The sequence below is a fragment of the Ferdinandcohnia sp. SAFN-114 genome, from assembly GCF_059415045.1.
This window is the reverse complement of the sequence record NZ_JBPFDQ010000008.1, coordinates 71022-88692: the sequence shown is the minus strand read 5'-3', so window position 1 is coordinate 88692 and position 17671 is coordinate 71022. Positions and strand designations below refer to the sequence as shown.

General features: G+C 37.3%; 16 protein-coding genes. 8 read left to right on the top strand and 8 right to left on the bottom strand.

Going from position 1 to position 17671, the window contains the following annotated elements:
• Positions 1 to 63 precede the first annotated feature (63 nt).
• Positions 64 to 633 (bottom strand): hypothetical protein, encoded by a 570-nt coding sequence (locus tag ACR65M_RS04400; RefSeq protein WP_440272659.1) that lies wholly within the window; start codon positions 631 to 633, stop codon positions 64 to 66.
• Positions 634 to 803: 170 nt separating this feature from the next.
• Here ACR65M_RS04400 and ACR65M_RS04395 point away from each other — a divergent pair, with 170 nt between their 5' ends.
• The 3 genes from ACR65M_RS04395 to ACR65M_RS04385 all read left to right on the top strand — a co-directional run bounded on the left by ACR65M_RS04395 (position 804) and on the right by ACR65M_RS04385 (position 5198).
• On the top strand, positions 804 to 2345 hold the full coding sequence (locus ACR65M_RS04395; protein ID WP_341329954.1) for an AbgT family transporter: 1542 nt from the start codon (positions 804 to 806) through the stop codon (positions 2343 to 2345).
• A gap of 89 nt (positions 2346 to 2434) precedes the next feature.
• Positions 2435 to 3748, top strand: coding sequence for an amidohydrolase (locus tag ACR65M_RS04390; RefSeq protein ID WP_341329955.1), 1314 nt, complete (start codon positions 2435 to 2437; stop codon positions 3746 to 3748).
• A gap of 7 nt (positions 3749 to 3755) precedes the next feature.
• Positions 3756 to 5198, top strand: coding sequence for a M20 family metallopeptidase (locus ACR65M_RS04385; RefSeq protein WP_440272658.1), 1443 nt, complete (start codon positions 3756 to 3758; stop codon positions 5196 to 5198).
• A 57-nt stretch (positions 5199 to 5255) separates the two neighbouring features.
• Here the strand turns inward: ACR65M_RS04385 and ACR65M_RS04380 are convergent, their stop codons facing one another.
• On the bottom strand, positions 5256 to 5480 hold the full coding sequence (locus ACR65M_RS04380; protein ID WP_440272657.1) for a hypothetical protein: 225 nt from the start codon (positions 5478 to 5480) through the stop codon (positions 5256 to 5258).
• A 289-nt stretch (positions 5481 to 5769) separates the two neighbouring features.
• Between ACR65M_RS04380 and helD the strand changes: the two genes are divergently transcribed.
• A complete protein-coding gene (gene helD, locus ACR65M_RS04375; protein WP_440272656.1) occupies positions 5770 to 8112 on the top strand; it encodes an RNA polymerase recycling motor HelD in 2343 nt (780 codons plus the stop codon).
• 62 nt (positions 8113 to 8174) lie between these two features.
• On the opposite strand, the gene ACR65M_RS04370 is transcribed toward helD, so the two are convergent.
• The 4 genes from ACR65M_RS04370 to ACR65M_RS04355 form a co-directional block, all read right to left on the bottom strand.
• Positions 8175 to 8306, bottom strand: coding sequence for a hypothetical protein (locus tag ACR65M_RS04370; protein ID WP_440272655.1), 132 nt, complete (start codon positions 8304 to 8306; stop codon positions 8175 to 8177).
• A gap of 56 nt (positions 8307 to 8362) precedes the next feature.
• A complete protein-coding gene (locus ACR65M_RS04365; protein ID WP_440272654.1) occupies positions 8363 to 9229 on the bottom strand; it encodes a permease in 867 nt (288 codons plus the stop codon).
• A gap of 56 nt (positions 9230 to 9285) precedes the next feature.
• Complete coding sequence (locus ACR65M_RS04360) at positions 9286 to 9741, bottom strand: MarR family winged helix-turn-helix transcriptional regulator (RefSeq protein ID WP_440272653.1); 456 nt, start codon at positions 9739 to 9741, stop codon at positions 9286 to 9288.
• Between the two features lie 183 nt (positions 9742 to 9924).
• Positions 9925 to 11481 carry an ABC-F family ATP-binding cassette domain-containing protein gene (locus ACR65M_RS04355; protein WP_440272652.1) on the bottom strand — a complete coding sequence of 519 codons (1557 nt, stop codon included), beginning with the start codon at positions 11479 to 11481 and terminating at the stop codon, positions 9925 to 9927.
• A 185-nt stretch (positions 11482 to 11666) separates the two neighbouring features.
• On the opposite strand from ACR65M_RS04355, the gene ACR65M_RS04350 reads away from it, so the two are divergent.
• The 4 genes from ACR65M_RS04350 to ACR65M_RS04335 all read left to right on the top strand — a co-directional run bounded on the left by ACR65M_RS04350 (position 11667) and on the right by ACR65M_RS04335 (position 16352).
• On the top strand, positions 11667 to 12995 hold the full coding sequence (locus ACR65M_RS04350) for a polysaccharide biosynthesis protein (RefSeq protein WP_341329960.1): 1329 nt from the start codon (positions 11667 to 11669) through the stop codon (positions 12993 to 12995).
• Between the two features lie 233 nt (positions 12996 to 13228).
• Complete coding sequence (locus tag ACR65M_RS04345) at positions 13229 to 13918, top strand: Na-translocating system protein MpsC family protein (protein WP_440272651.1); 690 nt, start codon at positions 13229 to 13231, stop codon at positions 13916 to 13918.
• 140 nt (positions 13919 to 14058) lie between these two features.
• Complete coding sequence (locus ACR65M_RS04340; RefSeq protein ID WP_440272650.1) at positions 14059 to 14736, top strand: Na-translocating system protein MpsC family protein; 678 nt, start codon at positions 14059 to 14061, stop codon at positions 14734 to 14736.
• A 407-nt stretch (positions 14737 to 15143) separates the two neighbouring features.
• The gene (locus ACR65M_RS04335; RefSeq protein WP_341329963.1) at positions 15144 to 16352 is read left to right on the top strand and encodes an ATP-binding protein; all 1209 of its coding nucleotides are present in this window, start codon (positions 15144 to 15146) and stop codon (positions 16350 to 16352) included.
• Between the two features lie 374 nt (positions 16353 to 16726).
• Here ACR65M_RS04335 and ACR65M_RS04330 read toward each other — a convergent pair whose 3' ends face one another.
• Positions 16727 to 17098, bottom strand: coding sequence for a metalloregulator ArsR/SmtB family transcription factor (locus tag ACR65M_RS04330; protein WP_121448764.1), 372 nt, complete (start codon positions 17096 to 17098; stop codon positions 16727 to 16729).
• Positions 17098 to 17514: an SRPBCC domain-containing protein gene (locus ACR65M_RS04325; protein ID WP_121448763.1), complete on the bottom strand. Its 417-nt coding sequence runs from the start codon at positions 17512 to 17514 to the stop codon at positions 17098 to 17100. Before ACR65M_RS04325 ends, ACR65M_RS04330 begins: the two co-directional genes overlap by 1 nt.
• Between the last annotated feature and the right edge of the window lie 157 nt (positions 17515 to 17671).

Here is a 17671-nt window from a genome sequence, read left to right as displayed (position 1 = left end):
CTTGCCATACAGACACACCTCGTTATAGTTGATATATTTATTATAACAATCTGTGTCTACTTTTTAGTCTAGCATCAAAACGACTACATGCTTGATTCCGTATTCAGTTAATCTTTTTGATATACTACTAACCCTCGTAAAAGAAAAATCGATTTTGCCAGCTTCATATAAGGTTACATGCTGTTGAAACACGTCATCATATACTGTCTCTGTGTCAAATGACTCAATATCTTCGTTATAAAAGTAGGGGAATTCTTCTTTTTCTAACCATTCCTTTAATCCTAGAAAATTATTTTGTTCAAAAATAAAATCAATTAATGTTCTTGAAATATCAAAATTCTTTTCTTTTAAAATTGTTTTGCATAATGTTTTATAAAAATCACTTTCATTTAAATCAAAGTAAATGGTAGGTTTTTCAAAGCTCTTTAATTCCTTTTTCATATAAAAATAGGGGACCTGACCACTAAAGATGATGCCATCCATAAAAAGGGCATTTTTCTCATACATTTCTTTAATTTCATCAAAGTTTTCGTATGGAAGAAACGTAAACTTACATTGCCTTTCAAAAAAGTTTTCTAACTCTCTAATCCACGTTAATGAATTTTTTGCAGTGATGATTCCTAGTTGAAACATCTATTAACTCCTTGTTTTTTTCTTTTATTATACTATAGCAAAAATAGGCATTATAGAAAATAGTCAGAATCTTACATTGAAATTATTTATTTTTTCAATTATGATAGAAACCATATTAGGAAGTGGACAAAAGGTGTCCGAAAATAAACCAAAATAAAAGAGGTGATGTGATGGCTCAACCAACAGTTGAAACTCAGAACAATCAAAATCAAAAAGGATATATGCGAATATTAAACTTTATTGAAGTGTTAGGTAATAAACTACCACATCCATTTATGTTATTCGTATATTTAGCAGGATCAATGATTCTGTTATCTTGGGTCGTTAGTCTATTTGATGTGACTGTTGTCCATCCGGGATCTGGTGAAGAGCTTGAAATTAAAAGCTTAGTTTCTGGTGAAGGGCTACAGTTTATATTAACTACAATGTTGGATAACTTTACTGGTTTTAAGCCGTTAGGCCTCGTTTTAACAATGATGCTAGGGATTGGACTAGCTCAAAAGGTTGGATTGCTTGAAAGTGCTATAAAACAGTCTATTATGAAAGCGCCTAAAGCGATCATTACCTATGCCGTATTCTTCGTAGCAATTATGGGGAATATTGCATCTGATGCTGCATTTGTTATCATTCCACCACTAGCAGCTGTTATCTTCCATACTATGGGTAGACACCCGATTGCTGGATTAGCTGCAGGATTTGCGGGGGCAGGGATTGGTTTTACGGCAAACATTCTTGTTGCTGGAACTGACGCACTCCTTTCTGGAATTTCCACAGAAGTAGCAAAAACAATAGACCCAAATGTAGTAGTTACTCCTATTGATAACTGGTTTTTCATGAGTGCTTCTGTATTTGTTCTTACTGTAGTTGGGGTATTTGTCAACGATAAGATCGTTGAACCAAGGCTTGGTTCATATGAGGGTGGCAAGGTTAGCAAGGAATCGCAGGAAGTAGATCCGCTAGAAAAGAAGGCACTTAGAAATACATTGATTGCTGCACTTATTTATATTGGTGCTATTGTAACTTTGATTTATATTCCTAATTCTCCATTAACAAATGAAGATGGAGGTTTAATTCCTTCTCCATTCTTAAGTGGAATCATTCCGATTATTTTTCTTTTCTTTGTTGTCTGCGGTGTAACTTTTGGGGTAACAATGAAGAAAATAAAAAGCACATCTGATGTACCAAAGTATATGACTTCAGCCATTACCGAAATGGCTCCTTATATCGTACTTGTATTTGCAATTGCACAATTTATTGCCTATTTTAACTGGAGTAATCTTGCTACATGGATTGCTGTTAATTGTGCAGAATTCTTAAGTCATGCAAATATCTCGGGCTTAGCTGTTATCATTGGTTTTGTGCTCTTAACGGCATTGCTTAGTTTATTTGTTACGAGTGGTTCGGCATTATGGGCACTCGAAGCTCCAATCTTTGTACCAATGCTAATGCTATTAAACTATCATCCTGCTTTTGTTCAGGTTGCTTATCGTATTGGGGAATCATCTACCAATATGCTGACACCACTTAATCCATATATTGCGATTATCCTCGCATTTATGAATGAATATGATAAAAAAGCTGGAATTGGTACATTGATGGCATTAATGATCCCATACACAATCGCATTTTTAATTATCTGGATTATTATGCTAGTTGTATTTGGTCTATTGGGTATTCCAGTGGGGCCAGGTGTAGGAATGTACATGAACTAATATTAAAAAGTTAGTAGATTATTTGTTTTAGGAGGAGGGATTAATACCCTTCTCCTATAAACATTTAACATCTAAAAGGGGTGACCAAGATGTCAAGAAACTTTTCACAATTGGTAGAAGAGATTTATCCATCAATGGTTGAATGGAGACGCGATTTTCATAAATTTGCTGAATCTGGTTGGGTCGAATTTCGAACTGCTTCCATTGTTGCTTCCAAACTATCAGAATGGGGTTATGAGGTTAAGATTGGTAAAGAGGTAGTCGATCATAATGCTCGAATGGGTGTACCGCCGCAATCAGTACTTGAAATGCATGAAAAAAGAGCGTTAGAGCAAGGCGCAAAAGAAGAGTGGCTCCCATATTTATCTGGGGGATATACAGGCGTAGTTGGTGTATTAGATACAGGAAAACCAGGTCCAACTGTTGGTTTACGATTTGACATGGACGCACTAGATATTCAGGAATCTAATGCAGAAGATCATTTTCCTGTTAGACAAGAATTCCAGTCTGTTAATTCTGGGATGATGCATTCTTGTGGACATGATGCGCATACATCAATCGGTCTTGGACTTGCCAAGCTATTAACAGGAATGAAAGAGGAACTGACTGGTAAAATTAAACTCATTTTTCAACCAGCTGAAGAAGGCGTACGTGGTGCAAAATCCATGGTTGAAGCAGGAGTCGTCGATGATGTTGATCTATTTATTGCAGCACATGTTGGTACAGGTATTCCTTTAGGAGAGGTTGTTTGTGGTTCTAATGGATTTTTATCAACGACGAAATTAGATGTTACGTTTTCTGGACAGGCTGCACATGCTGGAGCAAAACCAGAAGAAGGTAAAAATGCTCTACTTGCTGCTGCTTCTGCGGTTCTTGGCTTACAAAGTATCCCTCGTCATAGTGGTGGAGCATCTAGAGTTAATGTCGGGGTACTTCATGCTGGAAGTGGAAGAAATATTATCCCACAACATGCTCATTTAAAGGTTGAAACTCGCGGAATCAATACTGAAGTGAATGAATTTATGTTAGAAAGTGCAAAAAATGTACTAAATGGCGCTGCTTCTATGTATGGAGTAGATGTTGAGTATGACATTGTTGGGGAAGCGCGTACTAGCGATTCAAGTGAAGAATTAATCGAATTTATGCATGAGAGCATCGGGAATGTGACAGGCGTACAGTCTATCGTCAAGGCGTCTTCCTTTGCTGCGGGGTCAGAAGATGCAACCTACATGATGGCTAGAGTAAAAGAAAATGGGGGACTTGCAACCTATAGCATTCTAGGAACTACTTTAGCTGCAGGCCATCATAATGAAAAGTTCGATATAGATGAAACAGTCATGAAAATTGGAGTAGAATCATTTCTACACATCTTAACATCAGTGAAAAATCGACAATGGGGGTAAGTGAAAATTGAACTTTGTTCAGAAAATAAACGACTATATTGAGGCAAAAAGAGACACTTATATCAAAATTAGCGACCAAATTTGGGATTTGGCTGAAACAAGGTTTGAAGAGCATAAGTCTGCGGACGTTTTATGTCAGGCACTTGAAAATGAAGGCTTTAAAGTTGAACGTGGAGTAGGTGGAGTCGAGACTGCATTTACTGGTACCTTTGGAAGTGGAAAGCCTGTTATTGGGATTTTAGGAGAATTTGATGCCCTTTCAGGAATGAGTCAAAAAGCAGGGTCAACCACATATGAACCTCTCGAAAAAAATGGTAATGGTCATGGTTGCGGACATAATTTGCTAGGAACTTCTCCATTAGCAGCGGTTATTGCTGTTAAGCAATATATGGAAGAAAACAATGTATCTGGTACTATTAAATATTTTGGATGCCCTGGTGAAGAAGGTGGTTCAGGAAAAACATTCATGGCAAGAGAAGGCGCGTTCGATGATATTGATTGTGCACTTACATGGCATCCTCATTCAACGAGCGGAATATTTACCCTATCAACTCTAGCAAACTATCAAGTTTATTTTACATTCAAAGGAGTAGCTGCTCATGCTGCAAACTCCCCACATCTAGGTAGAAGCGCATTAGATGCGGTTGAATTAATGAATGTAGGTGTCAATTATTTACGTGAACACATTATACCAGAGGCACGAGTCCATTATTCTATTACCAATACAGGAGGATTTTCTCCGAATGTTGTCCAAAGTGAGGCACAAGTTCTTTATTTAATTCGAGCACCTCATATGAAGGATGTAAGAAGTATATATGAACGTGTTGTAAATATTGCTAAGGGTGCAGCCTTGATGACGGAAACAAAAGTCGAGGTCACTTTCGATAAAGCGTGCTCAAACTATATTCCAAATAATGCTCTAGGGCAAGTGTTACATAAACATTTGGAGAATGTAGGCCTTGCGGAATATAATGAAGAAGAAATGAGTTACGCGGAAGAAATTAAAAAACAAATTTCAGATGATGATGTTAGTAATGCCCTTAATGAGATGAAAAAAGTGGCTGGATCAAAGGCCAATTTAATTACTAGAGACTTTGCATCAAAAACATTCAACGACCTTGTGGTCCCTTATGAAGAATCAAATGGTATTTTGTTTGGTTCATCAGACGTTGGTGATGTAAGTTGGATTGTACCAACAGCACAATTCTTTGGGGAATGCTTTGTATTGGGAACACCACTCCATTCATGGCAATTAGTTTCTCAAGGAAGAACATCAATTGCTCATAAAGGAATGCTTCAAGCAGGTAAGGTGTTAGCTAATACAGCATTAAATTTATTCCTTCGTCCTGAGGTAATTGAAGATGCAAAAGTTGAATTAGAAGAAAAATTAGATGGAAATCCATATGAATGCCCTATTCCAAAAGGGGTAGAGCCATCACCATTAGCATAATAAGGTAGACAAAAAAGAGGCGCATGATTCATTCATGCGCCTACGCTATTGGACAACTTATTTTACTTCTGCTTTAGAATCTTTCACTTCTTTGTTTTGATGCCACATTTTAATATGAGTTAATAGAGTAAATGTAAAAAAGAAATTCATCGCCAGCACGCTAACTAGTAGTTGTAAGTCTCCAAAATAAATGCCGGTATAACCTTTTAACTTAATTACAATGAAGCCTTCAAAAAGTAATAAAAAGAAACTTAAAAAAACTGCAATACCTGTCCGTATCATCATTAGCTCCCCCTTATGTATTGTAAAACCTATTTATATTTTCAGTAATTGTGGATAATTTGTGAACTTACTTAAAATTATACACTACTCTTTAATAATGCGTAAGATGTAAGCGCTGCTAATTATTTGGCAAACATTTTTTCTCAGTTAAGGTGTTGCAAGCAAAAGTAATGATGAATATTCCATAAAAGGAAAATATAGGTTGCCTTCGTTAATGGTGTATACTATAATCAAAAATACGTCTTTTACATATTGTATCGGAAAAATTAGTTCTTTGAGCTTACTTACCATGGATTATCAGCTAATTCATGGTTTTTTCTTCTTGAAAAATGGAGGTGGATTGATGATGGAGGAGAAACATCCTAACTTCGATGAGGAAGCAGAACGATTGGATTTTACGAAAAAGTATATGGATATTGTTATTCAGGCATCAGAGTCAACCGAGGAGAATTTTCGTGAAAATTTAAAGGGAGCCTTAGATGGTGTAGATTTCAAAGACAGTAGCTTGAGCTATCTTAATATGTTAACGAATTCAACCTTACTAAGACGAACGCATGAAGAGGTGCGGAATCTGAAGAGAAACCGCAACAAGCCTTACTTTGCGAGAATTAATTTTAATCGAGAAGAAACGGGAAAAGAGGAGGTTCTCTACTTTGGCAAGGTCTCTCTCTTTGATAAGGAAACCCAACAGCCTATAATTGTGGATTGGCGCTCACCTGTTGCAAATCTCTATTATGATGGCCGCCTAGGAGATGTATCATATGAGGCTGAGGGTGAAGAGTATAATGGGTATTTAGCATTAAAGCGCCAGTTTATCATTGAGGATGGGGAACTCGCGGAGATTCGAGATGTTGATTTAACAACTACCGATGAGCTTCTGCAAAAATCGTTGTCTGAGAGTGCGAGTAACCGCTTAACCGATATTGTATCAACCATTCAAGAGGAGCAAAACAGTATTATTCGTGCGGATCTGAACAAACCCATTATTGTCCAAGGCGCCGCTGGAAGTGGGAAAACAACAATTGCCCTACACCGCATCTCTTATTTTATATACACCTATGCAGAATATTTTTCTCCTGACCAGCTGATGATTCTAGCACCGAACCGCCTTTTTATTGATTATATTTCTGAGGTGCTTCCCGAATTAGGTGTTGATCACATCCAGCAAACGACGTTTGTTGATTTTGTGAAAAAATGCCTTGGAAAATCCATTAAGCTCACAAAAGCAGATTCAAAGCTACTCGGATTCATCCATGATGAATATAAAAATGCGAAAATGATCAAATGGATTTCAGCTTTTAAAGGCTCCCTTGAGTACCGTGATATGCTTGAGCATTATGTGGAGGATATTTTAAGCTCGTTGCTACCAAAAGAGGATTTCTTTGTTTCAAAGTTTCGGCTATACAAGGCGAGAGATATTCATCATTTAATGACCTATGAATATCGCTATCTTCCATATTATAAGCGAATTGAAAAAGTGAAAAAGGTGCTTCAAAACACAGTCCGTTTGGAAAAGAAAAAAATGCTTCATAAAGTGACAAAGTTTTATGATGATAAGCTTGATAAGGTGTTATTCAAAACTCAAATCGATCCGGAAAAGCGACGTCGCTATGTGACAAAAGCGCTCGATAAAAAGGCAGAGCTTATTGAAGAAATTACGAAGCAATCCCGTACTGCTGTTAATACCTATATAAAGAAGCTTCCACATCACGATGTATTCTACTATTTTCAAAGGTTTGTGACGGAACGGTTTCCAACCTACGCTTCAGGGATCCTGACGGATGAGCAAATCCAATTCTTTATGGACTATCAAAAACAATTAAAAAAGTCATATGAGCTAGAGGATTTAGCTGGGCTTTTATTTTTGAAAGCAAAACTTTATGGAGTAAAAAAGGAGCTGAAGGCTCGCAATGTTGTCATTGATGAGGCGCAGGATTATAGCTATTTTCAGCTAGCCGCATTAAAAACAGCACTTGAAACCGACATGTTTACGATTGTAGGGGATTTAGCCCAAGGAATTCACTCTTACCGAGGCATTAATAACTGGGCAATAGTTAGGGACAATATCTTTCCGAGGGCAACCTATAAAACGCTACAAAAAAGTTACCGGACGACAATTGAAATTATGAATGCAGCAAACCAATTACTTGAGCTACTGCACTTAAATCTGCCAATGGTTGAGCCAGTTGTCCGTCACGGAAAAAAACCTGTATTTCAACAAATTAGTGGGTCTGAGAAAGAAACTGTTCACACCATGACTGAGGTAATTAAGACTCTTTATGGTGACAATATGAAAGCAGTGGCAATCATAGGCAAGACCAATAAAGAGTGTCAAAAACTAGCGAAAGCCTTCAATAAGTATAGTGCTCTTCCCGTGCAGCTTTTAAAAGAGAATGAGGAAATTAATAAGGAAGAGGTCGTTATTGTCAGTTCGCATCTATCAAAAGGATTGGAATTTGACGCGGTGATGATTTACTCTAACGAGGAAGTCTTCGATCATAATGAAATAGAGATTAAGCTTCTATATGTATCCATGACCCGTCCATTGCATCGGCTACACTTTTTCGGAACGGATCTTACGAATTTTTTACTAGATAAAGTGGATGAGGGATTATATCAGGTAGAAGGATAAAATGGAGCTTGGCAACTAGGCTCTATGCCAATGCCCCCCTTCATCAGAAGAGGGGCATTACATTAGCTGCAACAAGCTTGCAGATTTTCACAGCACTCGGCTACATCTTTTTCATCCTTAACTTCTTCGATAATAATGGAGCAGCAGTCTTCCTTTGAAAAACTTCTAAACTTGTTCATAAACCCTTTAAACATAATAATCTCCTCCTAATGGAATAATATTTATATCAATCTTTTTTAAGATTAATACCTTATATAAAGTAGAACAAAGTACCAGACAAGGTAGACATTGAAAAAACTGAGAGTAAAAAAGCGATAACTAATCGTTTATGAAAAATGGAATTTAATAAAGCAATTTCTGGTAAACTTGCACCAGTTGAACTGATCATAATTGCCATCACAGGACCTAGAGCCATTCCCTTGGCAACCATAATTTGAGCGATTGGAATCATGGTGGATAGTCTTATATAGAGTGGAATCCCAATGATCGCTGCAACAGGAATTAACCACCAATCATTTCCACCAAAATACATAGTAATAAAACCAGTAGGAACTGCACCGTGAATGAAAGATCCAATTAAAGCACCGACAATGAGATAGGGGTAAACAGTTTTCATAAGGGATAACGTCTCTGCCCAAGCTTTTTTCATATTGAACTTTGTGACTCCTTCGTCTAAGCCTTTGACTATAACGTTTTTAACAGCACTTTCGAATCCAAGTGCTTCAAGTGTGAAACCGATAATAATCGAAAAAAAAGTTGTAAGAACCGTATATAAAACAGCCACTTTCCAACCTAATAGCGCACCCATTAAAGTAAGTATCGTTGGATCAAGAACAGGCGATGCGAACAGGAAAACCATTACAAAGCCGAATTTCATCTTTTTTTGAAGCATTCCAACAACAATAGGGATGGTCGAACAGGAACAAAATGGTGTTATAAATGCTAATAGTATAGCGACAGTTGCTCCTACCACTTTATTAGAATGAAATAAGTACTTCTCAAGTTTCTCGTATGGAATTAATCCTTGAAGCATGCTAATGACTAATGATATAAGAAAAAATAGCACGGTTAATTCAAGAGCAATTGATAAAAAGTCAAAAAATACGTCTTTCCACATTAGAATCACTCCTTTTATACTTGCAAAATGCAAGTGTTGATTCGAATAGTATCCTCCTATTTAGGAGGACAACAATAGCGTTCTGATTTCTTCATAGCATCATTTAGTAATTTCACAGATCTTATCACTGACTCTCGCTCATATTCGCTTAGATGAGATAGGATTTGACTTAGATAATGATTCATTTCTTCGTCGATATTAATCTCCATTGTTTCACCTTTTTTTGTAAGGGAAAGGATGTTGACTCTGTTATCATCTGGATGAGGCGTTTTCTTAACCAGTTCTTTGTCTACAAGTGTTTTTATTTGTCGGCTAAATGTTGTTATATCGATACCTAAAGCACCAGCAACTTCTTGCATTGAAGGATCATTCTGTCTTTTTATTTCGTATAAAATATGACTTTGTAAAAGGCTAATTTCTTCTCCACAGCAGTTTTCACAGCATTGTTCATTTAGGAAACCAAATCGTCTTACAATCATTTGAAATAAGCTTCTTAAGTTCGTATTTTCCATTATTTTCACCTCTGATTTATTTATATACTATATATTTACGATTTGCAACTATTTTTATTTTTATTTTGCAACTTTTTTTGATTTGAAAAATTCTTACGTCCACAGCCTAAAAAAGCAGCCCCGTTTCAATTAGATGGGCTGCTTTTTGGTGTTCTATTAACTTGTGGTCTATAACATATAATCCTAGAAAACTTTTGTTGTCCAAGATTCAACATTCCATACATCTGTCACAACATCATGATAAAATTCAGGTTCGTGGCAAATAATCAGGATGCTTCCTTTGTATTCTTTAAGGGCACGCTTAAGTTCATCTTTTGCGTCAACATCAAGATGGTTTGTTGGCTCGTCAAGAAGGAGGATGTTTGTATCTCTATTAATTAATTTACAGAGACGTACTTTTGCTTTTTCCCCACCACTTAATACTTCAACTTTGCTCTCGATATGCTTTGTAGTCAAGCCACACTTTGCAAGAGCTGCACGAACTTCATACTGGTTGAAGGAAGGGAATTCACTCCAAATTTCTTCAATACAAGTATTATAGTTTGCTTCTTTAATTTCTTGTTCAAAATAGCCAATTTCTTGGTTCTCTCCTAGCTCAACTGTTCCAGATAGCGGTTTGTTCATTCCAAGGATGCTTCGTAATAGAGTTGTTTTTCCAATCCCGTTCGCTCCGACCAACGCAATCTTTTGACCTCTTTCCATGCGCAGATTAAGCGGTTTTGAAAGTGGATCATCATACCCAATCACAAGGTCCTTCGTTTCAAAAATAAGCTTACTTGACGTTTTACCTGTTCTAAAATGGAATTCTGGCTTCGGCTTTTCCTTCGCAAGCTCAATGACTTCCATCTTATCGAGTTTCTTTTGGCGTGACATTGCCATATTTCGTGTAGAAACACGCGCCTTGTTTCGGGCAACAAAGTCTTTAAGCTCAGAAATTTCTTGCTGCTGCTTTTTGTAGGCAGCCTCAAGCTGTTGTTTTTTCACCTCATAGACTTTCTGGAAGTTATCATAATCCCCAACATAGCGATTAAGCTCTTGATTTTCCATATGATAAATAAGATTAATTACACTATTTAAAAATGGAATATCATGCGAAATCAGGATAAATGCATTTTCATATTCTTGAAGATAACGTCTAAGCCAGATAATGTGCTGCTCATCCAAATAGTTGGTAGGCTCATCGAGTAATAAAATATCTGGTTTTTCAAGTAAAAGCTTCGCAAGCAATACCTTTGTACGCTGACCACCACTTAAATCTTGAACATCACGCTCAAGTCCTATATCCTCTAAACCCAGTCCACGGGCAATTTCATCTACCTTCGCATCAATAACATAGAAGTCATTGTTTGTAAGAGTATCCTGGATAGTTCCTACGTCCTCAAGCATTTTTTCAAGTTCTTCAGGAGTTGCGTCACCCATTTTTCCGTAGATTTCATTCATTTCAGCTTCCATATCAAAAAGATATTTAAAGGCATTATTTAATACATCGCGGATGGTCATTCCTTTTTCGAGCACCGTATGCTGGTCGAGATAGCCAACGCGAACATTTTTTGACCATTCAATTTTCCCTGCATCCGGCTCAATTTTACCAGTGATAATATTCATAAATGTTGATTTACCTTCACCATTAGCTCCAATCAACCCGATATGTTCACCTTTTAACAAACGAAATGAAACATCATTAAAAATTGCACGATCACCAAAACCATGGCTCACATTTGAAACTGATAATATACTCATCTATTTACACCTTTTTCATAGTTTAGTTTCTCGACAAATTGCACTATTACGATTATAAACGAGAAATCAAGCGGTTGGAAAGGGTACTTTATTAGTAGAACAGTAAAAATTTTCTTTTCGTTAAATAATCTGTGGACTTGCCTCATATCTATTTAGTATTGATAAAAAAGATAAGGGGCTACAGGATGAAGACTTTCTTTAAAGGAACATTGTTACTGATTATTGCAGCATTTATTGGTGAGTGTGTTGAGTTCTTAATTAATCTCGTTCTGGCAAAAGAGCTTGGTGGGCACGGAATGGGATTATATATGACCATTTTGCCCTCCATCTTTTTGGTTGTCATTTTGGCAAGTCTTGAGCTACCTATTTCCATTTCGAAATTTATTGCCGAAAAAGAGGACAGGTATCACAAGAGCATGCTAAAGCATGCCACTGTTTTAACAACTGTTTTTACAGCGATTATTATTTCACTCGCATTTGTGATTCTACCGGTCATCCCTGTTTTTGATGATTACCATCCATTTGTTAGATGGCTAGTTATATTGTTTATTCCTATCGTTTCATTTCTCTCGATTGCCAGAGGATATTTTATGGGCATTCAATCGATGGGGCGAATTGCATTTGCGAATTTCCTCCGTAAAGCAGTCCAGTTAATCTTGTTAGTGTTTATTTATCAATTACTTGAATTTGAGATTCATACTTCAATCCTTATCGCTTTGTGTACACTTGTTGCAAGTGATTTAATCGTTTTTGGTTATTTAGGATATGAGTACCTTATTCACTATCGCAGATTAGGTCACCGGCCGACATCATCACTAAGTGGAAAAGCTGTACGCAAAAACCTGCTTGCTGTTTCCTTGCCGACAACTGGAATGCGGATTTTCCATGCTATTTCACATGCTGTTCAGCCATTTTTAATAAAGGCAGCCCTTCTAAAAGCAGGCATGCCCGCAGCAGTAGCAACTGAGCATTTTGGGTTGATGACTGGGGTCGCGTTAACAATTGGCTTTTTCCCAGCGTTTATTGCGCACTCATTGTTGATTGTGTTAATACCAACTGTATCTGAGGCATACGCAAAGAGAGATATGTCTATGTTGCAAAACCTGCTAAAACAGGTGATGAGAATGACCTTTTTGTACGGGGTCCCAGCCTGTGTAATTTTTTACTATTTCGCAGAACCACTGACACATATATTCTTTGAATCATCAGCAGCAACCGTGTATTTGCAAATGTTATGGCCATATTTCTTATTCCACTTCTTCTTAATCCCGATGCAAGCTTATTTAATTGGGCTAGGGTTGGTAAAGGATGCGTTTATCCATAATGTATGGTCAACTGTCGTATCATTTGGGATTATGTTTGCCTTGGGCTCCCTTCAAACACTCCAAATGGAAGGAATCATCATTGGCATGAATATGGGCGCTGTTTTACTTGCATTTATGCATTACGTAACAATCTGTAGGAAAATTGGTGTTTCAGTGTTTTCAATCAAGTTTTTACACACGGCGCAATAGTTTGTTTTGTTTGTCTTTATAGTAACTTTGTGATAAAATGAGCATGATTAATGTCTAGCAGTCATTAGTCACATTTTTTATCTTAATAAGAAAATATCATTTTAATAAATGAAAATGCATTTTTAAAAAGATTGGTAAATGGTAGAATACGATTAAGTCTAACCATGGCCTAGCTTCTATTTGTGTAGAAGTTAGGCCATTTTTTATTGCTTTTTAGGAGGATAATAGATCGGATGTTTAGGAGTTACATGACAAAACAGGAAGAATTAACACAAATCAGCAGCTATGTGAGCAAACAAATAAAATCAAAGTTTGGTAAAGGACCCGAAACTTGCTTTACGTCGATTTCGGAACAATACATTGTGGTTCACATAAAAAGATTCATGACAAAAATTGAATATGAGCTCGTTGAAAAGGGGGATATTGAAACCGCCGAGAGAATCCGAAAAAATATTATGGAAGACCTATTTGTTCCTATTCAGGAAACGTTAGAGGAGCTATTGCATATAAAGATCAACCAATTGTATCAAGACTGGAACTTCCAAAAAAACACGGGTGTGCTTCTGGTGGAAGTGGTTCAAGAAGAGAGGACGCCTTCGGAAAATTCGCTTGAATTTAAGTTGCTACGAAACGAGATCAGCAGACAAAGTGAATTTTATCAATATCAGCCAAAAGAGCTTGAGTTCACAAAAATCGGTTCAACAATTTATATTATTAGATTTGCGGGATATTTACTGCCAATTGAAAGGTTGTTAATAGAGAAAGGTATGCACATTCTCTCAGAAAGGGAAAATAGAGTTCGAAACAACTACAATGCAAATATAAAGAGATTCAGCAAGATTACAAAAAAAGAAATAGATGATATCTTTATGATTTGGAATTATGACAAAGATGTAAGCTATAAAGTTTTTTATTGTAAGTAAGAATTTCCTAATAAAACCTACCGAAAAAGGCAAACTAAACGTGTATGTGGAAAAGCAAGGGAAACGATGCTACAATAATAGAGGCTAATGAATATAAGGTCATTGGTTATTGTAGTGAATTCCCTAAAGGTGGGAATCACATGGATTTACAGGAAGGATTAAAATACATAAGTAGTTACACAAGCAAACTTCTTCGTAATAAATTTGGACGGGGACCTGAAGCCTGTTTTGCGGCTACAGCCGACCAATTTTTAGTTTTGCAAATCCGTGGTTTCATATCTCCAATGGAAGAGGTCCTTTTACAGGAGAATCAGCGTATTCAAGTGGAACATGCAAGAGATGTTATTATCAAAAGTATTGTAGCAGAATTAAAAGGTGTATTTCAGGTAACCCTTGAAACGGAAGTAAAGACATTTTTTCATGATTGGAACTTTCCGAATAATACAGGCGTCATTATTGCAGAATTGGAAAATCCATTAATACCAATGAAAAAGAGTGAGGAAATTAATTTTTCACTTCTTGAATCCGAAGTCGCAAGGATTAGCGAACTCGTTGAAAAGACTCCTGAGGAAACGTCTAGTTTCCAAATTTCCCCGAAAGTTATTATCGTGAAGCGTGAAGGAATATTGGTTCCTATTGAAAAGGCGTTAATCGAGGAAGGCTTTAAAAAAGAGCTCCATTTTACAAAGGACGATCTTGAAAAAAAATATCTGCACCGCTATGGAAAGTTTGATCAAGTATTTCAGCGTACGGTTACCGATATCTTTGTTGACTGGAACTTTAAAAATGATAACAGCTTAATTTGTTTTATTTTATAATAAATATGGTAAATGCGAGGATGTCCTATTTGGACAAGCCTTCGTCATGGCCTAACTTCTATTTATGAGGTTAGGTCTTTTTTCTTTTTGGCTATTTTCGTAAACTTTGTTGCTTTTTGATCCGATTATGCGAGGGATATATTATTGTCCATTCAGTGATTTCAGTGGATGGTACGAGATCCTCGAAAATGCTGGCATTTTCTTCGTGCGGTGTAGTTTCAAGGAAGCAATTCAACGTCCTGCGGGAATAGCGAGCCAGGCGAGACCCCGCAGTGAAGCGAGGAGGCTTGCGGATCGCCCGCGGAAAGCGAGTACCAGGAGCGGAAATCACCCTACAATTAAAAACAACAATCTGTTAGAAAGGAGCCTTCTTTTTTTAATAAAATAGAGAAAAGGTTGGGGAGAAAATGGGAAAGAGAAGATGGAAGGCATTAAATTTTGCGATATTTCTGTGTTCAGTGATTTTGGTATTGGGTCAATTCATTTTTGTTGGTTTTATGAATCGGTGGGAAGTGTATCTCTTCCTAATCGTATTAATTGCATCACTATTTTCTATTTTTGAATCGCGTAAAAATCGAGAGTTCCGCTTTTTGGTGGAAAATGCTCCATATGCAATTGTTCTGATGCGTGAAGAGAAAATCTTCTATATAAATGACATGGGGAAATTTCTTATCGGTGCTTCAGACAATCATTCAGTCATCGGACATCCGCTGTATGATTTTGTCCAATATGAAGCTAATGAGACTACGAGAAAAGTAGAAAAAGGACATAAATTTAAAAAGATAACAGAAGGAACAATTGACCATCCGGTATTAGGCGAAATTTTTGTAGAGTTAAAAGTAATGCCGATTACCTACAAAGGTGATAGTTGTCAATATATAGTCATCCGAGATGTTACGGAAGTGAAGAAGAGCCAAGAGCTTCTTCAACAAACGGATAAACTTTCGATGATTGGTGAAATGGCAGCAGGGATAGCCCACGAGATTCGAAATCCACTTACAAGTTTAAAGGGGTTTGCACAACTTTTACAGGATGAAAAAGCTACAAAAATGATTAATGGTTACTCCGAAATCATGGTATCCGAAATAGACCGGATTAACACTATTGTTGGTGAAATGCTATTACTCGCTAAGCCCAAAAAACTTGAGCTTAAGAAAGCAAAGCTCACAACGATTTTGAATGAAGTGGTGTTTCTCTTAGATACACAGGCAATTCTGCATAATATCCGAATCAAAACAGCCTATGATGATGAAATAAAAAATGCGTTCATCAATTGCGAAGAAAATAAACTGAAGCAAGTCTTTATTAATATTTTGAAAAATAGTATCGAGGCAATCGATGATGGAGGAATCATCGATATTACGTTATATCCAAAAGGAAACAATGCGATCCTTCGCTTTGCTGACGATGGTTGTGGGATCCCAAAGGACAAATTGGAGAAAATCGGCAAGGCGTTTTTCACAACTAAAGAAAAAGGCACTGGCCTTGGTTTAATGATCTGCCAAACGATTATTCAAGAGCACGGCGGCCAACTAACAATCGATAGCGAGGAAAACAAAGGCACAACCATAGAAATTACATTGCCGTTAATATCTGCAGGTCTTCATCTGGGATGAAGACTTTTTATTTTGAGCTGTTGGGCGAGTGAGGGGCATTGGTGGGATGCAAGATTTGAGCTCAAGCTGAGCCGCTCGTGTGAATGAAGTCCCGAACGCGACTGGAGCTGTCGTGCAAAGTCCTTCATGATGCTGATGAAGTCCCGACCACAGGCAGGGTCCGCGTGCAAAGTCCTTCATGGCGTCGATGAAGTCCCGAGCGCAGGGAGAATCCGCGCGTAGAGTCCTTCATGGTGCTGTTGAAGTCCCGAGCATCAACAGATCTCATGCACAAAATCCTTCATTGCAATGACGTAGCTCGTTAGGTGTGCTCTTTTTAAAAGTTAAGGTCTTCATCAAACGATGAAGACCTTAACACAAGACACATAATGAACTTAGTCATCCGAATCCGATGGCTTTACAACTTTTAATCCACTATCAGCATCTGGACTTTTCTCCGCGATATACTTTAACACCGATAGCTTATTATTCCAGAACTGGTCGAAATAACTTAGCCACTCGTGCAGCTCTGATAACGATTCGGGCTGGAGGCGATAGCGTTTTTCTCTACCAATTTTTTTGCCGCTCACTAAATTGGCCTCGGCAAGAATGTGAAGATGCTTTGCTACGGCTGTCCGGCTCATCGAAAAGTGACTAGTGATCTCTGAAATAGGGAGTTCCTGATTTGAAAGTAAACGGAGCACCTCTCTTCGTGTTGGATCAGCAATCGCTTGAAAAACATCATATTTCTGGGCCGTCTCTGCCACTAATTAGTCGCCACCTGACGAAGTTTTTGTACAATACCTGCCCAACCGCCATTCATTGTTTCGCGGATTTCTGAAGCTTTACGATTTGCTTTACCAATGGTTTCTTCAGAATCTTTCCAACCACCATGAATGAGAGTGAACTCAGTTTTTCCATCGACTTCTTTTAATAGAAACTCCACAACCCAACCTTCCGTGTCCCAGGCAAAAGTAAGAAGATGTGGCGCCTCTACTTTTAACACTTTACATGGAGAGGGTCCGAAAGGAGATTGGATATGAAATTCATGGCCTTCCTCCGCTACTAAATCATTGGGCATGAACCAAGTCCCAATTCCTTCCCCGTTCGATACAAGGTCCCATACTTTTTCAATAGGTGCTTCAATTAAAACAGTTTGTTTTATATCAGGTGTTTTTGCCATAATAAAATCTCCTTTACGATTATATAAAACCATTTGGTTTCGTATTATGATTATATGAAACCAAAAGGTGTTATGTCAATAGATTTTCATATGTAGTATAAGCATCATTGTTGTGGATAATTCTGGTGGTTTTGCAAGAAAGATTTTGTCCCTGATA

What these genes read in the sequence shown, in the direction of transcription:
- ACR65M_RS04400 (WP_440272659.1), bottom strand. Translation starts at nt 633, where the DNA reads ATGTTTCAACTAGGAATCATCACTGCAAAAAATTCATTAACGTGGATT.
- ACR65M_RS04395 (WP_341329954.1), top strand. Translation starts at nt 804, where the DNA reads ATGGCTCAACCAACAGTTGAAACTCAGAACAATCAAAATCAAAAAGGA.
- ACR65M_RS04390 (WP_341329955.1), top strand. Translation starts at nt 2,435, where the DNA reads ATGTCAAGAAACTTTTCACAATTGGTAGAAGAGATTTATCCATCAATG.
- ACR65M_RS04380 (WP_440272657.1), bottom strand. Translation starts at nt 5,480, where the DNA reads ATGATACGGACAGGTATTGCAGTTTTTTTAAGTTTCTTTTTATTACTT.
- helD (WP_440272656.1), top strand. Translation starts at nt 5,770, where the DNA reads ATGGATTATCAGCTAATTCATGGTTTTTTCTTCTTGAAAAATGGAGGT.
- ACR65M_RS04370 (WP_440272655.1), bottom strand. Translation starts at nt 8,306, where the DNA reads ATGTTTAAAGGGTTTATGAACAAGTTTAGAAGTTTTTCAAAGGAAGAC.
- ACR65M_RS04365 (WP_440272654.1), bottom strand. Translation starts at nt 9,229, where the DNA reads ATGTGGAAAGACGTATTTTTTGACTTTTTATCAATTGCTCTTGAATTA.
- ACR65M_RS04360 (WP_440272653.1), bottom strand. Translation starts at nt 9,741, where the DNA reads ATGGAAAATACGAACTTAAGAAGCTTATTTCAAATGATTGTAAGACGA.
- ACR65M_RS04355 (WP_440272652.1), bottom strand. Translation starts at nt 11,481, where the DNA reads ATGAGTATATTATCAGTTTCAAATGTGAGCCATGGTTTTGGTGATCGT.
- ACR65M_RS04350 (WP_341329960.1), top strand. Translation starts at nt 11,667, where the DNA reads ATGAAGACTTTCTTTAAAGGAACATTGTTACTGATTATTGCAGCATTT.
- ACR65M_RS04345 (WP_440272651.1), top strand. Translation starts at nt 13,229, where the DNA reads ATGTTTAGGAGTTACATGACAAAACAGGAAGAATTAACACAAATCAGC.
- ACR65M_RS04340 (WP_440272650.1), top strand. Translation starts at nt 14,059, where the DNA reads ATGGATTTACAGGAAGGATTAAAATACATAAGTAGTTACACAAGCAAA.
- ACR65M_RS04335 (WP_341329963.1), top strand. Translation starts at nt 15,144, where the DNA reads ATGGGAAAGAGAAGATGGAAGGCATTAAATTTTGCGATATTTCTGTGT.
- ACR65M_RS04325 (WP_121448763.1), bottom strand. Translation starts at nt 17,514, where the DNA reads ATGGCAAAAACACCTGATATAAAACAAACTGTTTTAATTGAAGCACCT.